The 17,102-nt window shown below is 64.4% G+C and carries 16 protein-coding genes; 12 read left to right on the top strand and 4 right to left on the bottom strand.

The genetic code is table 11. The features are described 5' to 3' along the window. Positions 1 to 103: 103 nt before the first annotated feature. Positions 104 to 1,441 carry a transposase gene (locus LWC34_RS09515; protein WP_372496514.1) on the bottom strand — a complete coding sequence of 446 codons (1,338 nt, stop codon included), beginning with the start codon at positions 1,439 to 1,441 and terminating at the stop codon, positions 104 to 106. A 347-nt stretch (positions 1,442 to 1,788) separates the two neighbouring features. Here LWC34_RS09515 and LWC34_RS09510 point away from each other — a divergent pair, with 347 nt between their 5' ends. Together LWC34_RS09510 and LWC34_RS09505 are read left to right on the top strand one after the other, a co-directional pair. Beyond that, positions 1,789 to 2,520 (top strand): carbonic anhydrase family protein, encoded by a 732-nt coding sequence (locus tag LWC34_RS09510; RefSeq protein ID WP_233724626.1) that lies wholly within the window; start codon positions 1,789 to 1,791, stop codon positions 2,518 to 2,520. A 662-nt stretch (positions 2,521 to 3,182) separates the two neighbouring features. Beyond that, positions 3,183 to 4,352, top strand: coding sequence for a glycoside hydrolase family 3 N-terminal domain-containing protein (locus LWC34_RS09505; RefSeq protein ID WP_233724625.1), 1,170 nt, complete (start codon positions 3,183 to 3,185; stop codon positions 4,350 to 4,352). A gap of 1 nt (position 4,353) precedes the next feature. Here LWC34_RS09505 and LWC34_RS09500 read toward each other — a convergent pair whose 3' ends face one another. Then, positions 4,354 to 4,848 carry a MarR family winged helix-turn-helix transcriptional regulator gene (locus tag LWC34_RS09500; RefSeq protein WP_233724624.1) on the bottom strand — a complete coding sequence of 165 codons (495 nt, stop codon included), beginning with the start codon at positions 4,846 to 4,848 and terminating at the stop codon, positions 4,354 to 4,356. A 74-nt stretch (positions 4,849 to 4,922) separates the two neighbouring features. Here LWC34_RS09500 and LWC34_RS09495 point away from each other — a divergent pair, with 74 nt between their 5' ends. Beyond that, positions 4,923 to 5,543, top strand: a complete 621-nt coding sequence (locus LWC34_RS09495; protein ID WP_233724623.1) for an NADPH-dependent F420 reductase — start codon at positions 4,923 to 4,925, stop codon at positions 5,541 to 5,543. 276 nt (positions 5,544 to 5,819) lie between these two features. Here the strand turns inward: LWC34_RS09495 and LWC34_RS09490 are convergent, their stop codons facing one another. Next, positions 5,820 to 6,734 carry a LysR family transcriptional regulator gene (locus tag LWC34_RS09490; protein WP_233724622.1) on the bottom strand — a complete coding sequence of 305 codons (915 nt, stop codon included), beginning with the start codon at positions 6,732 to 6,734 and terminating at the stop codon, positions 5,820 to 5,822. 95 nt (positions 6,735 to 6,829) lie between these two features. Here LWC34_RS09490 and LWC34_RS09485 point away from each other — a divergent pair, with 95 nt between their 5' ends. Genes LWC34_RS09485 through LWC34_RS09460 form a run of 6 tightly spaced genes read left to right on the top strand, consistent with a single transcriptional unit; the run spans position 6,830 to position 12,795 of the window. Then, positions 6,830 to 7,804 carry a hydroxyacid dehydrogenase gene (locus LWC34_RS09485; RefSeq protein WP_233724621.1) on the top strand — a complete coding sequence of 325 codons (975 nt, stop codon included), beginning with the start codon at positions 6,830 to 6,832 and terminating at the stop codon, positions 7,802 to 7,804. Between the two features lies 1 nt (position 7,805). Then, positions 7,806 to 8,927: a mandelate racemase/muconate lactonizing enzyme family protein gene (locus LWC34_RS09480; protein ID WP_233724620.1), complete on the top strand. Its 1,122-nt coding sequence runs from the start codon at positions 7,806 to 7,808 to the stop codon at positions 8,925 to 8,927. A gap of 18 nt (positions 8,928 to 8,945) precedes the next feature. Next, entirely contained in the window at positions 8,946 to 10,247 is a 1,302-nt protein-coding gene (locus LWC34_RS09475) for an ABC transporter substrate-binding protein (RefSeq protein ID WP_233724619.1), read from the top strand. Between the two features lie 19 nt (positions 10,248 to 10,266). Continuing rightward, a complete protein-coding gene (locus LWC34_RS09470; protein ID WP_233724618.1) occupies positions 10,267 to 11,196 on the top strand; it encodes a carbohydrate ABC transporter permease in 930 nt (309 codons plus the stop codon). Further along, positions 11,186 to 12,028: a carbohydrate ABC transporter permease gene (locus LWC34_RS09465; RefSeq protein ID WP_233724617.1), complete on the top strand. Its 843-nt coding sequence runs from the start codon at positions 11,186 to 11,188 to the stop codon at positions 12,026 to 12,028. Before LWC34_RS09470 ends, LWC34_RS09465 begins: the two co-directional genes overlap by 11 nt. 2 nt (positions 12,029 to 12,030) lie before the next feature. Beyond that, positions 12,031 to 12,795, top strand: coding sequence for a sugar phosphate isomerase/epimerase family protein (locus LWC34_RS09460; RefSeq protein ID WP_233724616.1), 765 nt, complete (start codon positions 12,031 to 12,033; stop codon positions 12,793 to 12,795). Between the two features lie 3 nt (positions 12,796 to 12,798). Here LWC34_RS09460 and LWC34_RS09455 read toward each other — a convergent pair whose 3' ends face one another. Continuing rightward, positions 12,799 to 13,047, bottom strand: coding sequence for a DUF3040 domain-containing protein (locus tag LWC34_RS09455; protein WP_233724615.1), 249 nt, complete (start codon positions 13,045 to 13,047; stop codon positions 12,799 to 12,801). 562 nt (positions 13,048 to 13,609) lie between these two features. Here LWC34_RS09455 and LWC34_RS09450 point away from each other — a divergent pair. The 3 genes from LWC34_RS09450 to LWC34_RS09440 all read left to right on the top strand — a co-directional run bounded on the left by LWC34_RS09450 (position 13,610) and on the right by LWC34_RS09440 (position 17,040). Continuing rightward, positions 13,610 to 14,548: an acyl-CoA desaturase gene (locus LWC34_RS09450; protein ID WP_233724614.1), complete on the top strand. Its 939-nt coding sequence runs from the start codon at positions 13,610 to 13,612 to the stop codon at positions 14,546 to 14,548. 75 nt (positions 14,549 to 14,623) lie between these two features. Beyond that, on the top strand, positions 14,624 to 15,652 hold the full coding sequence (locus LWC34_RS09445) for a fatty acid desaturase family protein (protein WP_233724613.1): 1,029 nt from the start codon (positions 14,624 to 14,626) through the stop codon (positions 15,650 to 15,652). 143 nt (positions 15,653 to 15,795) lie between these two features. Continuing rightward, positions 15,796 to 17,040: a cation:proton antiporter domain-containing protein gene (locus LWC34_RS09440; protein WP_233724612.1), complete on the top strand. Its 1,245-nt coding sequence runs from the start codon at positions 15,796 to 15,798 to the stop codon at positions 17,038 to 17,040. The last annotated feature ends 62 nt before the right edge of the window (positions 17,041 to 17,102 follow it).

The raw sequence follows: 17,102 nt of genomic DNA, 5'->3' as shown, positions 1-17,102 counted from the left end.
GTCAAGCCATCGTGAGTGTTTTGGCCGGTCTGGTGTTTTAACGTTGTGAGGGCATGGTGGGCAGGGCCGTCGCGGAGCGGCGGCCCTGCTTTCGTTGCTGGGTTTAGGTTTTTGTCACTGGACGGACGATGCGATGCCGCGTCGCGGGGATGGATGTACGCCCTGTCGGGCGGCCCGGACCGGGCCGTGAAGGTTTTCGCGGTTTCGCCGGAGATCCCAGGCGCGGGTGAAGCCCACGAAACCCGCGTTTGACCCGTAGCGGGCTGAGCGGTCCCCGGCGTCGTTCCCAGGACAGTCGCTGATCGGCGATGAGCCCACGCGCCAGGACCAGGTGAACATAAGCCACAGCCACCAGCCAACTCCACCGCTCGGCTTGCTCGGGGCCACGCACTCGAGGGCGGGTCCAAGCCAGGTATTGCTTGAGGAACCGGAAGAGGTGCTCGATGCCGTAACGGCGCAGATACGCCCGCCACACCCGGTCAAGATCGAACGAGCCCTCAGGCCCGGTCCAGAACAACCACATCGGCGGGTACGCCGGGTCGGCCGAACACACCCAGACCACACTGCCCCGGGTCACCGGGCGGGAGTACCCGGGCCGGTAGCCAGGTTCCCGCAGTGCCGCCGATTCCGAGGCACGCGGGTGCATCCCATGCCACACCGACACACTCACCGCGGCCCGCCCAGGCTCGGCGGGCACCGCGAGGTATTCGTCCGGGTCACGCCAGCTACGGCGATCGGACAGTTTCATCTTTGGCCCGTGCACTCGCGGCCGCCCGATCGTGCCTGGTTCCCGCGGCGGCGGATCGGCCATCACCACCGCGTCCTTACGCAACCGGACCACGATCTGCACCCGCTCGCCGGTCAACCGGCCACCCAGATACACCGGGCTGTAGTCCCCGTCAGCACACACAATCGGAACCAGACCACCACCATCATCACCACCGTCCGGGTCCCGGTCGGCAGCCACCTGCTTCAGCAACGCCTCGATCTGCCCGACAGCAACCACATTGTGGTTCTCACCCACCGCGATACGCGCCACCGCCACCGGCGACGCCCACGACGAACCGCTCGTCCCGGTCGCGGCCAGCCACTGAAACCACCAGCCCGGAGTCACCACCCCGCTGCCACCGCCAACATCCTTGCCCGCGTCGTAGTTCAACGTCCGGTCCGGGCTGGTCGGCGCATCCGGACGCGGCCACTGCGAACAATCCAACGCGAACACCAGCCCCGAGGACCGATCCACCACACCCGCCAACACACCCGCCAACACCGCGGCGTCGATCCGGCCCCGATCCAACGCGGCATACACACTGCCATGCCCACGCCGCAACACCGGCTCCAAGCTTAGATACGGCAACGACTCCAACCGGCCCGGATGACACAACAACGCGTCCACCATCTCGAACAACACATCCGGCCACCTCGTGAACGACTCATACACCGCCCGGCGGAACCGCCGCAGCCGCCGGAGTTGGCCTACAAGGGATCCATCAGGCACACTGCCAGACACGGCCACCGCTTTCGTGATCAAAGTTCTGTGGAAGGAACCAAGATCATCGAGCGGTGGCCGCCTCCATGTCAAAGATCAACCACCCGGAACGTTAAAACACCAGGCCGGTTAGAACCGGCGAAAACACTCACGACCCCTGCCCGCACCTTAGCCACCACCCACCGTTCTTTCGTCCGCGCCACGCTCCCCTAGTCCCGCTACCCATCGGTCCACATATGTCCGAATACCAACTTTCGTAGGTTGTATACAGTATGGTGTCTTCTGAATGATCTAGCGGCATGGTGAGCAGACGCGCTGTCATCGCCCTCGGACCGTTGTCCGTGGCCACGGCCATGTTGAGTGCCCCCGTCGCACAATCTCAGTTACCGCGGCAGAGCCCGATCGACATCACGCGCAGGTCCATCCGAGTCGACCCGAGCCTCCCCCGGCTCCGGATCTCCTATGGCCGCTCCGAGGTCGAGATCGAGTACATCCGCAAGGACGCCGACAGCCCAACCGGCTGCACGACCCGGCACCACGAAGAAACCGAAGAAGGCACGGTCGCACGGGGCAGCGGACACGTGACGCTCGCCGGAACCCGCTACGACCTTGTGCAGTTCCACTTCCACACCCCGTCGGAGCACAAGTTCGAGGGCAGGCACGCGCCACTCGAGATGCACCTCGTGCACAGCAGTGCGGCCGGGAAGCTGCTGGTCATCGGCGTGCCCCTGGTGCCGGGCCCAGCATCGGCAGTGGACAAAGTGCTCGCCAAGTTCGCCCCCGAATGCGGCAAATCCGTCCACGTCCCGGCATTCGACCTGAACACGCTGCTGCCGGAAGATCGAACAACCGCGCGATATGACGGTTCGCTGACCACCGCACCCTTCGCCGAAGGCGTGCAATGGTTCATCACCAAGGAAAAGACCGTCACCATCAACACAATCCGCCGGTTCCAGAAGCTGTTCCCGCACGGCAACGCGCGCGAGACGCAACCCTTGAACGGGCGCACAGTCCAAATAGAACGCTGGTAGCAGCCAACGGTGGCCGGAACCACTCCGGCCACCGTTCAAGGTAACGATTGCCAGCTCCGCACAGCCCACCCCATGCTTGCTTGACGTCGTCAAACTCGCAGGGGCGACAAACGCGCGTACTCGCGCCGATTCCGGCCTGTCCACAATGGACGACCAATCGCCACCTGAGTCACACCTGTCACACCTGTTGCCCAAGGTGATGCCGTGAAGGTCACCTTGACGGCGTTCAACGCCACGAATCTTCCCCTCGCAACGGCCTGCCGCCCGCCCGGAGCTGTGGCACGTCGGCGTGACCGCGACCATGACAGCTTCCGCACTGTGCCACCCAGGAAACCTACAGGTCACCGACCTGAACACCGTCCAGCAACGCCCAATCAGCAAGCCTGAAACTGCCGGCATTGGCGTTCAACGACCCTCACTCGGCCGTCGCGAACAGTCGCGGGCGTGACCAGCACCGGGCGACGCAGAGACGGCCCTCCCGCCGAGGAAACGCTGCATTCGAGGTCACTCCAACCACCGCAGATTGACCCTGGCTAGCGGAGACCGGAAACGCGGCAACGTTCCGAGACACACCTATAGAAACGCGGCTATACGCAGACAAGTTCGGCCATCCAGAGCATCGCCACACCGCGGTTGGAGCTGACGGCGCCGCCCATTACCGTGTGCAGGCAGACGTAGACCAGGACGGCAGGACGTTGACTGCACCGATCATCCGGACCACCAAACGGCGGTTCCTGGTCGCCGCGGCGGCCGGGGCCGTACTGGCGGCCATCCTGATGGACTACGAAGTACCGGGCATCCCGCTGCCCGAACCGTCCACTGTAGAGGCTCCCCCGCCGCAAGCCGCCTCCTGCGACACGCTCATCGAACCGATGTCCGAACGGCAGCGCGTCGCACAGCTGGTGATGGTCGGCGTGCCGGGAGATGTCGAAGCGGCCACAAAACTCGTCACGGACAACCAGGTCGGCGGCATCTTTGTGCACTCGAATCCGATCCAGCTACTCGTCGAGGACCGGCTCGCGAAGGTGAAAGCGGCCGCGCAGCTCCCGCTGACAGTCTCGATCGACGAGGAAGGCGGGCGGGTACAGACCGTCGACCCGCTCGCAGGCAGCATCCCCAGCGCCCGCGAGATGGCCGCGACAATGTCGCCGGAGAAAGTGAAAGCCAAGGCCGTCGACCGCGGCAAATTCCTCAGCCGGATGGGCGTCAACATGAACCTGGCGCCCATCACCGATGTGTCCAGCCAGCCGGACAACACGGTCATCGGCGACCGTTCATTCAGCAGCGACCCGGCGACCGTCAAGCGGTACGCCGCCGCGTTCGCCGCCGGATTGTCCGAAACCGGCGTATATCCGGTGATCAAACACTTCCCTGGGCACGGCAACACCACAGGCGATTCGCACAAGACAACCGTGGTGACCGCCCCGCTCGCCCAGCTCACCACGTTGGATCTCGTGCCGTACCAACGTTTGACGGATTACGGCAAAGCGGGCGTGATGCTCGGTCACCTCGTCGTGCCCGATTTGACCGGCAACGAGCCCGCGACCGTCTCCCCTGCCGCCTACAAACTCCTGCGCGAACAGTTCGGCTTCGACGGGTTGGCGATGACCGACGACCTCGGCGCCATGCGCGCCATCTCGGACCGCTACGACCTGCCGGAGGCCGTTCTGCGCGCGATCACGGCCGGAGCCGACATGGCCCTCTGGTCCTCCGGCGGCCGCGTCGCTGAGGTCCTTAACCGGCTCGAACAAGCCGCCCGTTCCGGCGAACTACCCGCGCAACGGCTGCACGACGCCCTGCGTCACGTTCTGGTCAGCAAAGGCCTGTGCTGATTCAGTCGAACCATTCCGGCCTGGTGACGGCAACCGGGTCCAGGCGTTCGAGGATGTGCTGATAGGCGTTACGCAACTGCTGCAACTCACCGGTGTCCAGCGCGTCGATGACCAGTTCACGGACATGGTTGACGTGACCAGGGGCCGCCTGTTCGACAAGGGCCATGCCTGCGTCCGTGAGCGCGGCACAGGTGGCCCGGCCGTCGTCGGGGTCAGGCTGGCGGCGTAGCAGCCCGCGCGCCTCGAGCCGTTTCACCACATTGGACAGACGTGACAGCGAAGAGCTCGTGATCTGAGCGATCCGGCTCATCCGCAGCCTGCGATCCGGCAGCTCCCCCAACAGCGACAGCACGTGGTACTCGAAGAACGTCAGCCCGCTGTCGCGCTCCAGTTGGGAGTCAAGGGCAGCGGGCAGCCTGGTCAGCACACGGACCATGTCCAGCCAGGCCAGGCGCTGGTCAGCAGTCAGCCACCGCACCTCTGAGTCGCGAGTCACACCCACACTTTACTTGACGCTTGAACTAAAACGCACTAACTTCAAGATTGAAGTAACTACCCAAGGAGCCCTCAATGCGTATCGCGATCATCGGAACAGGCAACGTCGGCGGCGGCCTCGCAGCAGCAGCCACCAAGAACGGCCACGAAGTCACGGTCGTGGCCGCCCACCACGAACACGCCGTCAAACTCGCCGAACACACCGGGGCCAAAGCCGCGGCCACCACAGCGGAAGCCGCCGTCGGCGCGGAAGCCGTTGTCCTGGCCGTGCCAGCAAGCGCGGCCGCCGAGGTCCTCAGCCAACTGGGCGAGGACGCGATCGTCATCGACGCCACGAACCCGCTGAACGAGACCTACAGCGACCTGACCACCACCGGCACCAGCCACGCCGAAGCACTGGCCGCCGCGGCCCCCAACGTGAAGTTGGTCAAGGCGTTCAACACGGTCTTCGCCTCCCGGCTGAACAACTCCAATGAGGACGGTCAGCCACTTGACGGCTACTACGCGGGCGACGACGAAGCAGCCAAGGCGAAAACCGCGGAACTGCTGCAGTCACTGGGCTTCCGACCGATCGACGCAGGCAGCCTGCGCATGGCACGCGCACTGGAAGAGCTGGCGTTTCTGAACATCACCCTGAACGCGCGCAACGAGTGGTCATGGCAGAGCGCATGGAGGCTCGCCGGTCCGACCGCCTGACAAGGACAAAGCCGGAATTGTCGGACCCCCGCGGTAACGTTGATTTTGGGGGTTCCCCAGGGGGATTACTGTTGCGATTGACGCTGCCCGTCGCCAAGGGAATTGCCGTTGGGATCGAGGCCGCACGTCCCCAGCGGACTTACCGTTGCGATCAAGGCCGCACGTCCCAGGGGCATTCGCGCGCGTGGACCGAACTGTCAGACCCCTGCGGTAACGTGAAATCAGGGGGTCCCCCGGCGAATTCCTGTTGCGATGGCGCATGTCTGCCGGTTCTCGTCAGGAGGGTGGCAGCGACGGTCGGCTGACTGGCAACCGAGGATCCTGCCGAAGCGACGAAGCAAGCCGTCGCAAGGCGGGGTTCGGGTTGTCGGGACTCCAGCAAGCGTGCAAAGTAACCGAGTGCCCATCGTCGGCGGCGAGTTCCCGGTACCGCACGCCCTCGACACCCATACTCATGATCGACCGGGGAACGAGCGCACACCCCAAACCAGCCCGAACAAGCGCCAGCATGGTCGGCACCTGAGAAGCCAACTGGCTCACGGCATACCGATTCAGCCCGACCATGGCGGCGCAAATGTCGTGCAGGTACCGCGATCCTTCAGGCGTGTACCCGATGTACTCATCGGTGACATCAGCCAGCGTGACGGGAGCCTCCTGCCCAGCCAGCGGATGTTGAGCAGGCACGGCGATAACGAGATCCTCGGAGTGCACGAGCACCGACTCGAGCTGCTCAGGAATCGGCGGCCGAACCAACCCCAAGTCGATCCGAAGCTCAACCAGCGCGGCGAACTGGTCGATGCTGACCATCTCACTCAACGCCACGCTAACCCCGGGAACACGCTCGTTGACCAAAGCAAAGGCATCGGCAAGCACCGCGTAAGCCCCAATTGCGGTGAAACCCAGCCGCAAAGCCCCAGACTGGCCGGCCGCGGCCTGCCGAGCAGCCGAAGGCGCCACATCGACCAAAGCAAGTACGCGACGGCAGTGCGCCAGAAACACCTCCCCCGCCGCGGTGAGCCGCACTCCACGACCAACTCGGTCGAACAGGCTCACGCCAAGCGCCCGTTCCAGCCCCTGAACTTGCCGGGTCAGCGGCGGCTGCGTGAGGTTGAGCCGCTTGGCCGCGCGCCCGAAATGCTGTTCCTCCGCGACCGTGACAAACCCGCGGAGCTGGTGGATCGAGAAATCCATGCCTTAGACAGTATCGGTTGATACGAAATCGGGCTTGGACATGCATCACCGCAGGCCAATACGGTCAGCGGAGATCCGCTAGCAAGGGAGCAAAGTTGCCAAGACTCGCCGTCGCGATGACCCCGCAACGCGCAGATGACGTCTGCTCGCCAGAGACTCGCCGCCTGCTCGAAGACCGCTTCGACGTCGTATGGGCAACCGAGAAGGACGACCTGACCTCGCTGGTCAAGGGCAGCGACGTGCTGCTGACCAGCTGGGGCACCCCGCACCTGCCCGCCAGCCTCTGGGCCGAAGGCGGACCGAAGGTTGTCGCGCACGCGGCAGGCACGGTGAAAAAGCTGATCGACCCGGTCATCTTCGGCCAAGGTGTCGCAGTGTTCTCCGCGGCAGGCAGGATCGCCTGGTCAGTCGGCGAGTACTGCCTCGGCGCCATCCTCACGCTGGCCAGGAGACTCCCGCAATACGACCACAGCGTCCGCGACGGCGAATGGAAGCCCAGCTACCTGCGCGGACACGAGCTGCGCGCAAGCCGCGTCGGCCTCCTCGGCGCCAGCTCAACGGCACGAGCACTGATCACCCTGCTCAAGCCATTCGGCTGCGACATCGTCGTCTACGACCCCTACCTCGCCCCGGAGCGCGCCAGCGAGCTCGGTGTCCGGACCGCGACGCTCCCAGAAGCACTGGCGTGCCCGATCATCTCGATCCACGTGCCGAACCTGCCCGAGACCGAGGGAATGGTCAGCCGCGAGCTCATCGAGCAGATGCCCGACGGCACGATCATCATCAACTCCGCGCGCGGTCCTGCCGTCGACCAAAAGGCTCTGCTGGAGCACGCAGCCGCCGGGCGCCTGCTCGCAGCGATGGACGTCTACGACCCAGAGCCGCCAAACCTCACCGCCGAGCAGCTGGCAATCCCGTCCCTGCTGCTCACCCCGCACATCGCGGGCGACACCGCAGAAGGGCATCTCGCCCTGGCCGGTTACGTCATGCGAGACGTCCTCGCCTGGCTCGACAATGGCCAGCGCGGCCCGAGTTTCGTCGACCCAGCGGCCTGGGCGATCGCGGCCTGACATGTCGCGCATCCGATCAGTCGAAGTCTTCCCGGTCGACGTCCCCTTTGCCAAGAACTTCGTCCTCGGCAGCGGCCCGGTTGGCTCGCCAAACCAAGCTGGCACAGTCGTCTTCGTCAAACTGACCACTGAGGACGGTGTGGTCGGCTGGGGCGAGCAGCGAGCCCTACCAAGCTGGAGCTACGAGACCGCGGAAACGATCACGGTCGTGATCAAGCGGTATTTCGAGCCAATCCTGTTGGGGCTCAGCGTGTTCGACGTCGAAGCATTCCACGCGGCCGCCAACCGCCTGCTCAGCCCCAGTGTCTCCAACGGTTTCCCGTTCGCCCGAGCCGCCGTCGACCTGGCCATGCACGACGCGGCCGGACGAGCGGTCGGTCTGCCCGTGCACGCCCTGCTCGGCGGCAAGGTGCACGACGAAATCCCGCTTTGCTCAGCCATCGGGGTCGACAGTCCCGAGGCGGTCCGCGAGCGAGTGCGCCAATCGTCGGATTACGCGGCGTACAAAGTGAAAATCGGCGGCAACCCGGACTCCGACATCGCGGCGGTCAAAACGGTCGCCGAGGTCGCGGGCGGCAAGCCGATCTGGCTCGATGCCAACCAGTCCTACCGGCCAAGTGCGCTGCGTGAACTGCTCAATGCGATCGCGGACGTGCCGAAAGTTCATTGTGTCGAGCAGCCCGTGCCCAGCACGGACACGCTGGCCATGCAGCGCCTCCGCTCGATGATCAACCTCCCGATCGCGATTGACGAGGGCAGCTTCACCGCGGCCGATCTGGCCCGTGCCGTCCGGCTGGATGCCGCCGACCTCGTCGTGATCAAGATCTGCAAGTCCGGCGGCCTGCGCAACGCCCTCAAAACGGCCAACGTCGGCCTCGCGAACGGGCTGGAGCTGCTGGCCAGCGGCCTCACCGACTGCGGAGTCGGGTTCGCAGCCGCCTTGCACCTGTTCAGCCAGCTCGACCTGGCCCTTCCGGCCGAACTCAACGGGCCTGAACTGCTCGCCGACCTCTACGTGGACGGCCTGCGGATCACCAAGGCCGTCGCGACCGTGCCCACCGCGCCGGGGCTCGGTGTCGAGGTCGACGAAGACCGGATCCGCGCTGGCACAAAGGACCTATGAACCCTTGGGGAGTCGACGATGCCTCACCATCTCGCCCGCCGGGACGTGCTGAAAATAGCCCTCGGGACGGCACTGCTCAGCGCGTGCTCCGCCGCGCCGGACAACGCCGCCACCTGGTCCATGTGGTCAAACAGCGCGACCGAGGCCAAAGTGTGGGAGGACTTCAGCGCCTACGTCGAGAAAACGATGGGCGTCGAGTCGATCCCGACCCTGACGCCGGCGAGCGCATACCCAACGAAACTCGACCTCCAGCTCGTCAGCCAAACAGCGAGCATCGTCACCGCCCTCAACGGCTGGCTGATTCCGACCTATGCGGCACGCGGCGCGCACCAACCCCTCGACGAGCTCATCGCGAACGACTCCAGCTTCCACCTCGACGACTTCTACCCCGATATCCGCGCGATCTCCTCGTTCGACGGCCGGACGTACGCGATCGGCTTCGATGTCGCGCCCACTGTCCTTTTTGTAAACAAGACGATGTTCGCCCAACGCGGCATTCCCCTGCCGTCGCCGACCGTGCCGATGACGTGGGCCCAGTTCCGTGAACTGGCGCTGGAGTTCAGCAGCAAGCCCGGCCAGTACGGGTTCACCTGCGCTCCGATGATCGACGACCTGATCTCGTGGATCTACTGCGCGGGCGGGAATGTCATGACCTCAGACGGGTCGGCCAGCCTGCTCGACTCGCCGGAAACCAAGGAAGTGATCGACTTCGTCGTCGGCTTGTTCGTGCGCGACAAGGCGACCCCGCCGATCAAGAACCTGGTCACGGAGAACGCGCTGGCCAACTTCCTTGACGGCAACGTCGCGTTCATGCACAACGGGCCGTGGCAGGCGATCAACGCCCGCAAAGCCAAGTTCGACTGGGACATCATCCCGTTCCCGGCGGGCGCGGCGGGCAGCAAACCGCGCGTCTCCGGGTCGGGCTTCGCGATCCCGAGCAGCGTCCAAGGCCGCGACCGCGAGCTCGCCTGGACCTTGCTGAAGACCCTGACCAGTACCGACGCCCTGACGATCTACGCGAAAGCCGGGCGTAACAACCCATCCCGGTTCTCCGCAGGCAGCGCGTTCCAACCGCCGCCCGCCAATCTTGGCATCGTCCAGCAGATTCTGGCGGGCAAGCTGCCTGGCGCGGGCGGGCATCCGTACGAGGTCACGTCGAACTGGAACGAGATTCGCCTGCTGATGCAACAAGAACTGCCTCGCGCGTTCCTCGGTCAGCGCTCGGTCGACGAGACCATCGCCGCGATCACCCCGCGCCTAGAGGTCTTCCTGACCCAGCACCGGGAAAACATGCGCAACGCCCAGAAACGCAAGCGCTGACACCACTTAGGAGGGCAGTGTGGCCGTCCAGACCATGCAGGCACCCATAACGGTGTCCGCACCACCGGTCAAGCTCAAACGCGACCGGGAATCGTTGACCGCGTGGCTTTTCCTGTCACCGAGCCTGATCGGTTTCGTCGTCTTCACGGCGGCACCGGTCGTCGCGGCCGCCGTGATCTCCCTTTTGGACTGGAACTTGTTCAGCCCGCCTTCGTTCGTCGGACTGGACAACTTCAGCAGGCTCGGCTCGGACCCGACATTCTGGACCTCACTGGGCAACACGGCCTACTTCACGTTCGCCAGTGTGCCGTTGACGATCGTGGTCAGCCTCGCGCTGGCGCTCCTGCTCAACCAAGGCGTACGCCGGATCGCCGTGTTCCGGTCGCTGCTTTTGTTGCCGTACGCGACCATCACGGTCGCGGTGGCGTTCGTCTGGATGTGGCTCTACATCCCCACGGATGGTCTGGTCAACGCGTTCCTCGGACTGTTCGGAACAGAAGGTCCCGCGTGGCTGATCTCCGATGCCTGGGCGATGCCCGCACTGATCCTGATGAGTGTGTGGAAGGGTTTCGGGTTCGGCATGGTGGTGTTCCTCGCCGGGCTGCAGGCCATCCCGCAGCACCTCTACGAAGCCGCGAAGATCGACGGCAGCAGCCCGAGGCAGAGCTTCTGGCACATCACGATTCCGATGCTGTCGCCGTCGTTCTTCTTCGTGATCGTCACGTCGATCATCAGCTCGTTCCAGGTCTTCGACCAGGCGTACATCATGACCAACGGCGGCCCGGGCACGACAACGACGACGCTCGTCATGAACATCTACCGGACCGGCTTCGAGAACTACGACGAGGGATACGCCTCCGCGCAATCGCTCGTGCTGTTCGCGTTCATCGCTGTGATCACCGGTGTCCAGTTCGTCCTGCAGCGGAGGCTTGTCCACTATGACAACTGAGACTTTCGGCAGGCCCGTGGTCGTCCGAAAACTGGTGGTGTTCGCCTGTTTCCTTGTCACGGCGGTGAGCCTGATCCCGGTGATCATGATGGTGCTGGTCGGCCTGCAGTCCGACGCCGAGTCGATGGCCGCCAGCCCGACGTTCTGGCCGTCAAGCTGGCACTGGGAAAACCTCGAGCGCGCCTTCGATCTCGTGCCACTTGGCCATTATCTGCTCAACACCGTGATTTTCGCAGGCGGCACAACGATCCTGGAAACCATCACGGCCGCGCTGGCAGCGTATGCGTTCGCGCGACTGCGATTCCGTGGCCGCAACGCGCTGTTCGCGATCTACCTCGGCACGCTGATGATCCCGCACCAGGTAACCCTGATCCCCCAGTTCATCCTGGTGGCACGCTTGCAATGGGTCGACACGTGGGCGGGCATGATCCTCCCGCACGCGTTCACCGCACTTGGCGTATTCCTGTTGCGACAGTTCTTCATGGGCATCCCGCGTGACTACGAGGAAGCCGCCCGGCTCGACGGCGCCAGCCGCTGGCAGGTGTTCAGCCGGATCATCCTGCCGCTGGCCGTGCCCGCGATCGCGACGTTCGCGGTGTTCAAGTTCATCGGCCAGTGGAACAATCTGTTGTGGCCACTGGTGATCTCCAACAGCGACGCCACCCGTACCGTCGCGGTCGGCCTGCGGACGTTCCAGGACACCAACGGCACCCAGTGGAACCTGCTGCTGATGGCGGCAACGGTCACCACAGTGCCGCTGATCATCATCTTCTTCCTGACCCAACGCTGGTTCGTGCGGGGAATTACCATGAGCGGACTCGGAGGCCGCTGAACATGACACCTTTGTGGTCGGTTTTCACCAAGCCATGGGCCGAGCTCGACCCTGAAGCACTCGGCAAGCTGGTGGCCGGGCTCGGCTTCAATGGCGCCGAGATTCCGGTGCGGGACAACGCGTTCGTGACGCCTGGTACCGCGGAAGAACGGCTTCCTGGCTTCGCGAAGATCATGCGGGAGCACGGCGTCGAGATCATCAGCATCGCCGCGGATCTCAGCGAGTCGACGTTCGCCGCGGCTGGGGCAGCAGGCGTCCCGATCATCCGGATCATGGCGCCACTCGGCTCCGATGACTATCGCACCGCGGTTTCCCGGATCCGACGCTCGCTGGAGGCCGCGGTGCCGTTCGCGGAGCGGTATGGCGTTGGCGTCGGCATTCAGCCGCACCACGGCCGGTTCGTCACGTCGGCTCTTGGCGTGTTGAACCTCGTCGAAGGGCTTCCTGATGCGTTCACCGTGGTCTGGGACGCTGCCCACGATGCCCTCGCTGGTGACGACCCGCATGTCACGGTGCCGCTGGTGGCTCACCGCTTGTCCATTGTGAACCTGAAGAACGCCATGTATGTCCCTGCCGATCACGGCTGGCGGACGTGGTTCGTGCAGGCAGGCGAAGGGCTTTCGGACTGGTCGGCGGTGTTCGGCGAGCTGGACAAGCTGGCCTTCGACGGCCCGATTTGCCTGACCGGGCAGTACTCGGATCCTTCGGTCAGCGTTGAAGACCGGTTGCGTACGGACCTGGCAACAGCACAGTCACTAATTCTGTAGGCGTCAGCGCGATTCCCGAGCAGTCCATTTCAGGATGACCACCAACAGGAGCACCACGCCTGTCAGGATGAGTATCCCGATCCCCACACTGACACCGAGGAAAATCAGGAGCAGCGCGAGCGGCAAGGCATACCAGTGCATCCGGCCCCTGCCGCCGCCTCCGAACGACCGGAACAGCCTCGTCAGCCCTGGGTCATCGGCATTCAGACTCTTCTCGATGGCACGCAGCGCGCGTTGCTCCCGGCGTTTCATGGAACTCCTCGACGTCATGACCGACCCGTCCTGCAAAGAACGACCGGATCGAGCGCCATCCTGTGACACGTTAGCCCAGGGCCGATGCCACTGACTTAACACCTGTTACCCAGGTTGATGCCGCGAAGGTCTTCTTACCTTGACGGTATTCAACGCGCCCAACTCGGCCCTCACGAACCGTCATGAACCCAAGCGAAGGCCACCGTGGACAGCGAGCCGACCATCAACACCGCGACCACACCTTCCTGGCCACCCCGCCAGCGCACCCTCTCGCGTGCTCGCCCTCAGCACGCCTTGATTCATCGAATGATTGGATGATCATGGTTAACTGACCGCTGGTCACCGGACACATCCACCCGTCTCGACGGTGACCGCTGGGCGAATTCTTCGATTCGCCTGGAGCGGGCACTCCCGCTGATGCCGTATGGTCGAGCCCACGAGGGCTTGCCGAAACGCTGTCGGCACAGCCTTATTCTTCGACGGCGTAGCACGCGCCGACCTGGCGGAGGTTAGGCCAGGGCGTTCTCCCCGCAGCGATCGCGCGCCGAGACGAGTTTACTGAGTGACCACAGCCACCCCTGCCCGCAACGTGCCCAAGCCTTTGCTGTCCGACCGTGCCTCCCGTACGGAACTGATCACCATCCGGGCATTCCTGATCATCCCGTTCGTCGCACTGCTCACCGCGGTTCCACTGGTCTGGGGGTGGGGGATCACGTGGGTCGATCTCACCGTCGCCGCGGTGTTCTATGTGGTGTCCGCGCTCGGTATCACGGTCGGCTACCACCGCTATTTCACGCACGGCTCGTTCAAGGCAAACCGTCCACTGAGGATCGCGCTGGCGATCGCGGGCAGTTTCGCCGCGCAGGGCCCGGTGATCACCTGGGTCGCCGATCACCGCCGCCACCACGCCTTCTCCGACCGTGAAGGCGACCCGCACTCGCCATGGCTGTTCGGCACGTCGCCTGCCGCGCTGGCGAAAGGCTTCTGGCACGCGCACATGGGCTGGCTGTTCGGCCGTGACCGCACCAACATCGACCGGTTCGCGCCGGACCTGGCCGCAGATCCCGGGATCCGGTTCGTTGACCGGCTTTTCCCATTATGGGTCACGTTGAGCGTACTGCTTCCCGCCGTGCTCGGCGGCGTGATCACGCTGTCCTGGTGGGGCGCGCTGACCGGGTTCCTCTGGGCCGGACTTGCCAGGGTCGCGTTCCTGCATCACGTCACCTGGTCGGTGAACTCGGTCTGCCACATGATCGGCGAGCGTCCCTTCACCAGTCGCGACAGGTCGGCCAACTTCTGGCCGCTTGCGATCCTGTCCATGGGTGAGTCGTGGCACAACACCCATCACGCCGACCCGACGTCCGCACGGCACGGCGTCCTACGTGGACAGATCGACATCTCGGCCCGGCTGATCTGGTTCTTCGAGAAGTTCGGCTGGGCTCGCAGCGTGCGGTGGCCGACCCCGCAGCGGCTGGCCAGGCTGGCGCGCGGCGAGCGATAACCGGCTACGACTGAACTTCCCGAACTCCACCACAAGCGGATACCCCTTTCCCCTAACACAAATCGGTGGTCACCCATGACTGGCTTACCGGCTGTAGTCGCACGCGGCAGCGACTTCGCTGACCTGGCGAGAATTATGAAACAGGCCGGGCTGATGCAACGCCGGGTCGGTTACTACGCGGCGAGAATCGCCGCCAATGTCGTGATGCTGGCAGCTGGCGCGGTGATGTTCGTGATGCTCGGCGAGACGTGGTGGCAGTTGTTCACGGCCGCGTACGTCGCGATCGTGCTGACGCAGTTCGCGTTCATCGGCCATGACGCCGGGCACCGCCAGATCCTGAAAACCAAGCGTGGCAACGACATCATCGGCTACGTGCACGGCGCGCTGACCGGCATCAGCTACGGCTGGTGGGTCGGCAAACACACGCGCCACCACACCAATCCCAACACCGAGGACGCCGATCCGGACATCGACATCCCGGCCCTTGCCTTCAGCGAGGACCAAGCGCTGGAAAAACGGGGATTTCTGCGCTGGACAGCCAAATACCAGGCCTACCTGTTCCTGCCGTTGCTGATGACGCAGGCGATCATGTTGAAGGTGGGCGGAATCGAGTCGATGGTGCGACGGGACATCAAAGCCATCAGGCTTGAAGCGGCCTTGCTCGTCGGCCATCTGGCGGTTTACCTGACCGCGGTGTTCCTTGTGCTCTCCCCGCCTCAGGCGGTGCTGTTCGTTGTGGTGCATCACGCGGTTATGGGCGTGTACCTTGGCTGTTCATTCGCCCCTAACCACAAGGGAATGCCAATCCTCCCGGCCGGGCGGAAAGTGGACTTTCTACGCAGGCAGGTCCTGACTTCACGCAACATCTCCGGCGGCCCCTTGGTCGATTTCCTGCTGGGTGGGCTGAACTACCAGATCGAGCACCACTTGTTCCCGAGCATGCCGCGCCCCAACCTGCGGCGCGCTCAGCCACTCGTGCGCGCTTTCTGCGGTGAACGCGGGGTTTCCTACACCCAATGTTCCATGGCGGCCTCGTACGCGTGGGTGTTGCGGCACCTGCACGAGGTCGGCGCCCCGCTGCGGGCGCGCAGTGTGGCGGAGTGAAGCCCGTCCAAGCACGAGAACGGCGGTTTGCGCCATCCTTTTCAATTGCCACTTTCACCCACGCTCACCGGGGTGTTTGACTGGTGAGCGAAGTGTCCACTGTAGCCTTGCTTGGACGTGATCACGGCCAATAATCTGCATCGGTGACGACGCACCAAGTGGTGTTCCTGATGCTCGACATCGCCGTGATCATCATCGCAGCCCGGGTTCTCGGCGCACTGGCGCGACGGGTCGGGCAGCCACCTGTGATCGGCGAGGTTCTGGCTGGCATCCTCGCCGGGCCGTCCTTGTTCGGGAACAGCTTCTCCACAGCCCTTTTCCCGACCGACGTCCGGCCGATGCTCTCCGCGCTCGGCAGTATCGGCGTTGCCATGTTCATGTTCGTTGTCGGCCTTGAACTCGAGCGGAAACTTCTGCGCGGGCGCAGCGGGATCGCCTCGACGGTGTCGGTGAGTTCGATCATTCTCCCGTTCGCGCTCGGCGCCACCCTCGCGCTCACCCTGACGCACCACCACCCGCCAAGCACCAGCAGGCTCGGCTTCATCCTCTTCATCGGCGCGGCCATGTCGGTCACGGCTTTCCCTGTGCTGGCAAGGATTCTCGCTGACCGGGGAATGCTCAGGACCTCGCTCGGCGGGCTCGCACTGACCTGCGCGGCGATCGACGACGTGCTGGCGTGGTCGTTGCTTGCCGTTGTGGTCGTGCTTTCCGGCAACGCCGGAACCGAACAGTGGCTGATCGCGCTGCTTCCGGTCTACGTGGCGCTGATGTTCTGGTTCGTCCGGCCGATGCTGAGCCGGTTCTTCGCATCACCTGCCGCGAAAGGAACGGCACTGCTGAGTGTCGTGCTCGCCGGAGTACTGCTGTCCGGCGCGATGACCGAGTGGATCGGCCTGCACTTCCTGTTCGGTACGTTCCTCTTCGGCGCGCTGCTGCCCCGGGAGGGAACTGAGCGGCTGCGCGAGGAGATCATCGGTCGCGTCAGCGACTTCAACACCACGCTGCTGCTGCCCATCTTCTTCATCGTCGCCGGGCTGAAGGTGGACCTGTCCGCGATCGGCTCGGCCGGAGTCGTCGAACTCATCCTTGTCCTGCTCGTCGCGATCACCGGCAAGTTCGGCGGCGCGTTCGCTGGTGCCAGGATGCATCGCCTGCCGGTCAGAGAGTCCGCGACACTGGCAACGCTGATGAACACCCGTGGACTGACCGAGCTGATCATCCTGAGCGTCGGCCTGCAACTGGGCGTGCTCGACCAGAACCTGTACTCGATCATGGTCGTGATGGCGGTCGTGACTACGGCGATGGCCGGACCGTTGTTGAGTTTGTTCTACCCACGGCACTTCGTCGAACGCGACCAACTTCAGGCAACGGAAGCGGTTGCGCGCTAACCCGCCATCCGACGGTAGCTGCGCCTCCCAGACAGTGGTAGTGATTCAGAGTTACTCCATTC

This window comes from Kibdelosporangium philippinense, assembly GCF_021390435.2.
GTDB lineage: Bacteria > Actinomycetota > Actinomycetes > Mycobacteriales > Pseudonocardiaceae > Kibdelosporangium > Kibdelosporangium philippinense.
This window is presented reverse-complemented; position numbering and strand designations above follow the sequence as displayed.

What these genes read in the sequence shown, in the direction of transcription:
- LWC34_RS09460 (WP_233724616.1), top strand. Translation starts at nt 12,031, where the DNA reads ATGACACCTTTGTGGTCGGTTTTCACCAAGCCATGGGCCGAGCTCGAC.
- LWC34_RS09480 (WP_233724620.1), top strand. Translation starts at nt 7,806, where the DNA reads ATGTCGCGCATCCGATCAGTCGAAGTCTTCCCGGTCGACGTCCCCTTT.
- LWC34_RS09495 (WP_233724623.1), top strand. Translation starts at nt 4,923, where the DNA reads ATGCGTATCGCGATCATCGGAACAGGCAACGTCGGCGGCGGCCTCGCA.
- LWC34_RS09510 (WP_233724626.1), top strand. Translation starts at nt 1,789, where the DNA reads ATGGTGAGCAGACGCGCTGTCATCGCCCTCGGACCGTTGTCCGTGGCC.
- LWC34_RS09455 (WP_233724615.1), bottom strand. Translation starts at nt 13,047, where the DNA reads ATGAAACGCCGGGAGCAACGCGCGCTGCGTGCCATCGAGAAGAGTCTG.
- LWC34_RS09465 (WP_233724617.1), top strand. Translation starts at nt 11,186, where the DNA reads ATGACAACTGAGACTTTCGGCAGGCCCGTGGTCGTCCGAAAACTGGTG.
- LWC34_RS09475 (WP_233724619.1), top strand. Translation starts at nt 8,946, where the DNA reads ATGCCTCACCATCTCGCCCGCCGGGACGTGCTGAAAATAGCCCTCGGG.
- LWC34_RS09490 (WP_233724622.1), bottom strand. Translation starts at nt 6,734, where the DNA reads ATGGATTTCTCGATCCACCAGCTCCGCGGGTTTGTCACGGTCGCGGAG.
- LWC34_RS09445 (WP_233724613.1), top strand. Translation starts at nt 14,624, where the DNA reads ATGACTGGCTTACCGGCTGTAGTCGCACGCGGCAGCGACTTCGCTGAC.